This is a genomic window from Saccharopolyspora sp. NPDC047091 (assembly GCF_040643635.1).
GTDB lineage: Bacteria > Actinomycetota > Actinomycetes > Mycobacteriales > Pseudonocardiaceae > Saccharopolyspora_C.
On sequence record NZ_JBEYUS010000125.1, the window covers coordinates 1 to 7,476 of the forward strand.

Annotated in this window: 5 protein-coding genes and 1 pseudogene; 2 read left to right on the top strand and 4 right to left on the bottom strand. The window is 75.6% G+C overall.

The features are described 5' to 3' along the window. Together ABZ805_RS28705 and ABZ805_RS28710 are read left to right on the top strand one after the other, a co-directional pair. A partial coding sequence (locus ABZ805_RS28705) for an SbcC/MukB-like Walker B domain-containing protein (protein WP_358446896.1) occupies positions 1-2,965 on the top strand: 2,965 nt, incomplete at its 5' end. Then, on the top strand, positions 2,955-4,172 hold the full coding sequence (locus tag ABZ805_RS28710; protein WP_358446899.1) for a TIGR02679 family protein: 1,218 nt from the start codon (positions 2,955-2,957) through the stop codon (positions 4,170-4,172). The genes ABZ805_RS28705 and ABZ805_RS28710, both read left to right, overlap by 11 nt. A gap of 3 nt (positions 4,173-4,175) precedes the next feature. Here the strand turns inward: ABZ805_RS28710 and ABZ805_RS28715 are convergent, their stop codons facing one another. The 4 genes and pseudogenes from ABZ805_RS28715 to ABZ805_RS28730 form a co-directional block, all read right to left on the bottom strand. Next, a complete protein-coding gene (locus ABZ805_RS28715; RefSeq protein ID WP_358446901.1) occupies positions 4,176-5,066 on the bottom strand; it encodes an alpha/beta hydrolase in 891 nt (296 codons plus the stop codon). A 65-nt stretch (positions 5,067-5,131) separates the two neighbouring features. Next, complete coding sequence (locus ABZ805_RS28720) at positions 5,132-5,953, bottom strand: oxidoreductase (RefSeq protein WP_358446904.1); 822 nt, start codon at positions 5,951-5,953, stop codon at positions 5,132-5,134. 588 nt (positions 5,954-6,541) lie between these two features. Beyond that, on the bottom strand, positions 6,542-7,213 hold the full coding sequence (locus tag ABZ805_RS28725; RefSeq protein WP_358446907.1) for a DUF5134 domain-containing protein: 672 nt from the start codon (positions 7,211-7,213) through the stop codon (positions 6,542-6,544). Positions 7,214-7,215: 2 nt separating this feature from the next. After that, a pseudogene (locus tag ABZ805_RS28730) lies at positions 7,216-7,476 on the bottom strand (PepSY domain-containing protein); the annotation flags it as partial.

Below are 7,476 nucleotides of genomic sequence, written 5' to 3' on the forward strand. Positions count from 1 at the left end.
CCCAGCAGCCGCGTTCCTCGGTGTGCAGCCGAGTTTCCTCCAGCTGGGAACGCACTTCGGCGGGCGCGCCCGGCTCCTGCTGCGCGCCGCCGCGCGCAGCGAGCACGACCGCATCGCGGAGGTCCGCGCCGCCGTCGATCGGCACGACCGGGCCGTGGCGGCCCGCACCGCCGCCGAGCAGGACCTGGAGGAGGCGCGGGCCGAGCAGTCCGCCGCCGCCGAGCGCAGCGCCGCCGCGACCCGGGCGCACGCCGAACTGCTGGACGTGCAGGCGCGGCGGGTGCGGGACTGGGCGGCGGGCCTGGCGGAACTGCCGGTCGCCGACCTCGACGCCGCCGCGCACGCCGACACCCGCGCCGACCTGCTGGAACGGCTGCACCCCGACTACCTGACCGCCGCGGCCGAGCTGGTGCGCGCGCACACCGCCGCCACCGCGCGCCGGGACGAGCGGCGGGACCGGCTCGCCGAGCTCACCCGGCAGCGCGACGCCGCGGAGCTGTCGACCGAGGCGACCGAGGCGACCGAGGCGACCGAGGCGGCCGAACACCCCGGTGCGCCGCTGTGGCGGTTGGTGGCGTTCCGCAGCGGCAGCACCCCCGGCGTGCAGGCGAAGGTGGAGGCCGCGCTGCACGCCGCCGGTCTGCTCGACGCGTGGGTGAGCCCGGACGGCGCGCTGGACGGCGCAGGCACCCGGCTCGACCCGGACCGGTTGCGCCCGGTGGACGGCACCTCCTTGGTGGAGGTGCTGCGGCCCGAATCGGGCGCGCCGGTGCACCGGGACCGGATCTGGGCCGTGCTGCACGGGATCGGCTACGGCGCGGCGCACGTGGACCCGGCGCACGTGGACCCGGCCGACGACCCGGCGAGCGCGGGCAGGCACCGCAGCGCGGACGGCATCCCCGCAGCGGCGATCGCCCCGGACGGCCGGTGGCGCCTCGCCGGGCTCACCGGGGACGGCGTGGAACCCGAGGTCGCGCGGATCGGCAGCACCGCCCGCGACCGGGACCGCAGGCGCCGCGTCGCCGAACTCGGCGAGCGGATCGAGAAGGTCACCGCGGAGCTCGCCGAACTCGACACCGCCGCCGATGCGCTGCGCGCCCGCCGGGACGCGCTGCGCGCCGAATGGGACACCGCGCCCGACGACCTCGCGGTGCGGGAAGCCCGGCGGGCCGCCGACGTCGCCGAAGCCGAGACCGCCGCCCGCGACGGGATCGTGCACCACCGCGCCCAGCAGGTCGCCGCGGCCGCGGATGCCGCGCGGCGAGCGGGGGACCGGTGCGCTGAGCTCGCCGCCCAACTCGGGCGGCCCGCCGACCGGGCCGCGCTGGACGAGTTGGACCGCCGGATGGCGGGCTGCACCGACGCCGCCGCCGACTGGTTCGACGCCCGGTTCGAAGCGGACGCCGAACGCCGCGCCGCCGACGCCGCCGCCGACACCGCGCGGCGCTCCCGGGACGTAGCCGCGGAACGCCGCGCCGAAGCGGACGAGGCCGGGCTGACCGCGCTGCGGTGCGCCGAGCGCGCCGAGGCCGTGCGCGCCACCCTCGGCACCGGGCACGGGCAGGTGCTGGACGAACTCGCCGAGCTGCGCACCGCACTGCACGACGTGGAACAGCGGCGGGAGCGGCTGACCGACCGGCTCGTGGACCTCGCCGGGCACCTCGGCGCGCTGGAGCACCGGCGCACCGCGGACGGCGCCCGGCACGAGGCCGCCCGCACCGCTCGGGACGCCGCCGCGCACCGGCTGCGGACGCACGCCCACGCCGGATTCGCGCTGGACGCCGGGATATCGCAGGACGCGGGGATCGGGCAGGCCGCCGGGATCGGGCAGGACACGGGGATCGGGCAGGCCGCCGGGGTCGGGCAGGACACCGGAATCGGACCGGCCGCCGGATTCGCGCAGAACGCCGGGAACGCACCGTCCACTTCGGACGACATCGGCGCGGTACTCGCCACGGCCCGCGAGATCAGCACCGCGTGGGACGAGCTCCCGCACGGCCCGAAGGACCGCGCCGACGCGCTCGGCAGGCTCGCCGAAGCCGTGCACGGCGGCCGTCACGTGCTCGCCGAACGCGCCGACCTGCGGCTCGAACCCGGCGCGGACGCGCAGCTGTTCGCCGCCACCCTCGACGGTGTCCGCGTCGGCGCCACCGGCCTGCGCGACGCACTCCGCGCCGAACGCGATGAGCTGCGCAGCGGCATCACCACCGCCGAGCGGGACCTGTTCGACCGGACCCTCACCGGCGACACCCGCAGGCACCTCGCCGCCCGCATCCGCCAGGCAGGCGAACTCGTCGACACCATGAACTCCCGGCTCAAACGGGTCCGCACCGCGTCGAAGGTCGCCGTGCGGCTGGTGTGGGAAGTGGACCCGAACCTGCCGCCGGGCACCGGAGCCGCGCGGGAACTGCTGCTCACCGATCCGGACCGGCTCGGCGATGCCGACAAGGACGTGCTGCACGCCTTCTTCCGGAACCGCGTCGACGAAGCCAAGCGCCACGGCACCGCCGCCGGGTGGGAAGGCCAGCTCGCGCAGGTCTTCGACTACACGTCCTGGCACCGCTTCGGCGTGCAGATCGACCGGGCGGACGGGGAGGGCTGGCAGCTGCTCACCAAACGGCTGCACGGCGCGCTCTCCGGCGGGGAGAAGGCCATCGCGCTGCACCTGCCGCTGTTCGCCGCCGTCGCCGCGCACTACCAGGCCGTGCCCGCCGCGCCCCGGTTCATCCTGCTCGACGAGGTGTTCGTCGGCGTCGACGCCACCAACCGCGGGCAGGTGTTCGACCTGCTCACCGCGCTGGACCTGGACCTGGTGCTGACCAGCGACCACGAGTGGTGCACCTACCGGGAGCTCGACGGCATCGCGATCCACCAGCTGATCACCGGCGACGGCGACGACGCGGTCACCACCGCCCGGTTCGTGTGGGACGGGCGGGCGCTGGTGGAGGAGCGCGGTGCTCCCTGACGGTCTGCGGCGAGCCGAGTTCGCACCCCTCTGGCAGGCGGTGCACGACCGGCTTTCCTCGGGTCGGGCGGTCGACCGGGTCCGCGTGGGCCCGCTGGACCCGCGGCAGCGGGAAGCGCTCGCGGGACTGCTCGGCGCGGACCGGCTGCCCGCCGACCACGTCACCGTGTCCGTGGCGCGGCTGGACGCGGTGCTCGAACCGCACTGCGGGATGCGCTGCCGGGACATCGTCGAAGAGCTGATCGGACCCGTGCAGGACCGGGCGTCGCAGCGGGAACGCGCCCAGCGGCAGCGCGCCGCCCTGTGGGACTGGCTCGCCGGGCACCCGGTGGTGCGCGCCCAGCCCGCGCTGGCCGGGTGGGCGGAGCAGGTGCGCCGCGGCGGCCTGCTCGGCGGATCTCCCGCCGCCACGGGCGAACTCCTCGACGCGGCGCTGCACGTGCTGCACGCGCTGCCCGCCCCGGGCACGCCGCTGCCCGCGTTCGCCGAGGCGGTGCTCGGCGATCCGCGGGCCCTCGACCCGGGCGGCTCGCTGTCCGGGCTCGTGCTGCGCGCGCTCGCCGAGGTCTACGGCGTCCCGCTGCCCGCGAGCGACGGGCAGCGCCGCGAACTGTGGCGCTGCGCGGGAATCGGGGAACAGGGACTGTCCACTGTGGTTCTCAGTGCCGGGGTGCAGCCCGTCGGCGGACGGCTCTGCGGCGAGATCATGCGCTCCTGCACCGATTCCGGGCACGCCGCCGCGATCACCCTCGGCCAGCTGCGCGACGCCGGACGGATCTCGCTCGGCGTGCCCGACGTGTGGGTCGTGCAGAAACCCGCGGTGCTGGACCGCGCGCTGCGCCGGTTCGGCCGCACCTGCCCGCCACTGGTGTGCACCTCCGGCTGGCCCAACGGTGCCGCGATGCTGCTGCTGCGCACCCTCGGCGCGACCGGGGCGCGGCTGCACCACCACGGCGACTTCGACGGCGACGGACTCCGCATCGCCGCGTACGTGCAGGCCAAGGCCGGGGCCGTGCCGTGGCGGATGAGCACCGCCGACTACCTCGCCGCGCTGGACCGGCATCCGGCCGGGCCCGACGCCGGGCGGATCACCGCGGCGCCCTGGGACGCGGCGCTCGCCCCCGCGCTGCGGGAGAACCGGGTCGCCGTGCCGGAAGAGCGGGTCGCCGACCGCCTCCTCGACGAAGCGGCGTGGCGGACGCCCTGAGGCTCAGCCGCTGATGAACTCGTCCAGGGCCGCGGCCGTCCGCTCCGGAGCCTCCTCCGGGACGTAGTGGTCGGTGGGCAGCGGCAGCGCGCGCACGTCGGAGGCGTACTCCCGCCACACCGCGGGCACGTCGTAGTGGCGTCCCACGAAACCGTGCTCGCCCCACATCGCCAGCAGCGGCACCTCGATCCGGTTGCCGCGCCGCGCGTCCTCCTCGTCGTGCTCCAGGTCCACGGTGGCCGCCGCCCGGTAGTCCTCGCAGGACGCGTGGATCGCCGCCGGATCCGCGAAGCAGCGCACGTACTCGTCGACCGCGGCCGGGTCGAACGCCGCCCCGCCGCTGTGCCGCGAGTTCATCCTGGTACGGACCCAGAAGTCCGGATCGCCGCCGATGAGGTGCTCGGGGACGCCGCCGCCCGCGGTGAGGAAGAACCAGTGGAAGTAGCCCTCCGCGAACGCCTTGTCCACGTGCCGGAAGGCGTGCCGCGTCGGCACGATGTCGAGCACGGCGAGCGCCCGCACCGCCGCCGGGTGGTCCAGCGCCAGCCGGTGCGCGACCCGCCCGCCGCGGTCGTGCCCGGCGACGGCGAACCGGTCGAAACCGAGCTCCCGCATCACCCGCACCTGGTCGGCGGCCATCGCCCGCTTCGCGTACGCCTCGTGCCCCGGGCCGCCCGCGGGTTTGCCGCTGTCCCCGTAGCCGCGCAGGTCGGTGAGCACGACCGTGTGCCGCGCGGCCAGCAGCGGCGCGACCCGGTGCCAGATGAGGTGGGTCTGCGGGTAGCCGTGCAGCAGCAGCAGCGGTGGGCCGTCCCCCGCGACGACGGTGTTGATGCGGACGTCTCCCGCCTGCACCGCGGTGCGGCGGAACGAGTCGGGCAGCGGAACGACCACGCGAATCCTCCGAGTCCGGCCGGTGTCCCACCGGTCGGCGGGGCACCGGCCGACGCTACGCCGGATCAGGAGGGGAATGCGGTGGCGGCGGAGGCCTCCTCCCACCGCCGCACGTCGCCGAGGAGGCGTTCCACGTTGGTGCGGGTCCGGCCGACGGCGTCGGCACCGAGCACCAGGTGCATCGGCGGCTCCGGGGCGGCGACGGCATCGAGGATCACCTCGGCCGCGCGCGCCGGGTCCCCCGCCTGCGCTCCGTCCGTGCCCTGCATCGCGGTGACCGCGGCGCGGGTGTCGGCGTAGTCGTCGAGCGCGGTGGCGGTGCCGCGCCGGGAGCGCTCGGTGAGGAAGTCGGTGCGGAACTGGCCGGGCTCGACGACGGTCACGCGGACGCCGAGCGGCGCCACCTCCTTCGCGAGCGCCTCGGACGTCGCGCCGAGCGCGGCCTTCGCGCCCGCGTACAGCCCCGAACCGGCGCCCGGGGCGAGACCGGCGATGGACGAGACGTTGACGAGGTGCCCGGACCGCTGCGCGCGCAGCACCGGCAGCGCAGCCTGCATCACGCGGAGCGCGCCGAAGAAGTTCACCTCGAACACGTGCCGCGCCTCGTCCGCCGAGGCCTCCTCGACGGCGCCGAGCAGCCCGTAGCCCGCGTTGTTCACGACGACGTCCAGGTGCCCGGTGATGCGGTGCGCGGCGGCGACGGCGGTCGCGGCCTGCTCCGGGTCGGTGACGTCGAGCGGCACGGTGTGCAGCCGGCCGTCCGCCGCGTCGAGATCGGAGTCGCCGGTGCGGGTGGTGCCGACGACGGTGTGGCCGTGGCGCAGCGCGGCTTCGGCCAGCTCCCGGCCGAGGCCGCGGGAGATTCCGGTGATGAACCAGACGGACACGGGGTCCCCCTCGCAGTTGGTGATCCACAGTGGACGGCCCGGTGCCGGGCCGATGAACCCACGCTAAGCACCGAGGACTCCCCGAGGGAGGCCGCGCGACTGCTACCCACTCCGCGACGGACGACGGGAACCGCACCGCCGGGACGAGTCCCGTCCTCCCTTCCCCGTCAGCGGCGGAGCCGCTGAGCTGACGCCACCCACGCCACCGGCACCGCAGCGGGTTCGCAGCGTTCTCAGCGGTCCCCTCGCGAGGACAGCGATTTCTCCTGTGGCGGAGCGGTGAAATCGATCCCGCACCGAGAAGACCGCTGACTGCCTGTCGCTGAACCTGCCCGACGGCTCTTGTCGGTTTCCTGCCAGCGGCGACGCCGCTGAGCCGATGACCACCCAAGACACCCGCGCCGCCGCGGGTTCTCAGCGGCTTCCTCGCGAGGACGGCGATGTCGCCGTGTGCCGGACACACAGACATCGATCCCGCAGCGAGTAAGCCGCTGAGGTTCCGCCACCCGAGCACTACGCGGCAGCAGCAGCGAGAACAGGCAGTGAGGTTCCGCCACCCCACCCCCTCGGCGATCCGAGCCGACGGTTTCAGAGCATCGCCAGGAGCATGGCTCCCATGCCGATGCTCATCGCGCCGTGGCAGGCCGCGTCCCAGGCCAGCCGGGTCGCGTGCGGGTCGGGTGGGGTGCCGGTGGAGTCGGCGGTGTTCAGGTTGTGCCGCGCCGCGTCCACCGCCGTCGAGATCCACGCCACCGAGGACAGCACCAGGAACGCGCCCAGCACCGCCGACACCAGCACCACCGGAGCCGGGGGCGCCGCGGCGGCCGCGGGCGCGGCCAGCACCCCGGACGCGGGAGCCCCCGCCGCGTGGTGGTGCCCGCCGCCCCCGGAATCGTGCGCGCCCAGCATGAGCAGCGGCATCGCCGCCACCATCCACACCATCGCCGCCGACATCACCGCGTGGTGCCCGTGCGCCAGCCGCGGCGAGCCGTAGCCGTGCGCGCACGGGACCCGCAGCACCGCGAGCGCCGCGAACCACACCGCGGTCGCCGCGAACAGCACCAGTTGCGGGCTGGCAGGCACCTCCATGCCCCACGGCCACACCATCGCGATCATCAGCAGGCTCATCGCCAAGTGGCTCGCCGAACTCAGCCGATCGCTCGGCCGCAGGCCCGGCCGGGTGGCGCTGATCGCGCACCACACCGCCGTCACCGCGAACACCACCGTCAGGACCCAGCTCAGCAGCAGCGATTCGACCACGATCAGACTCCCGGGCTCCGCCGGGCGCGCGCGCCCAGCACCATGTCGACGACGAGGAACAGCAGCAGCGAAGCGCCCAGCAGCGGCAGCGCGTACGCGACGAACGCGGCCACCACGATGATCGGCGCCATGATCCGCCCGGGGACGCGCCGCCACGCCCCGCGCTCCGGCACCCGGCCGACCCGGCCGCCGCCGCGGGTGGGCCTGCGCAGCCACCACATCCGGTAGCCCCAGAAGATCATCGAGAGCAGGCCGAGCATCAG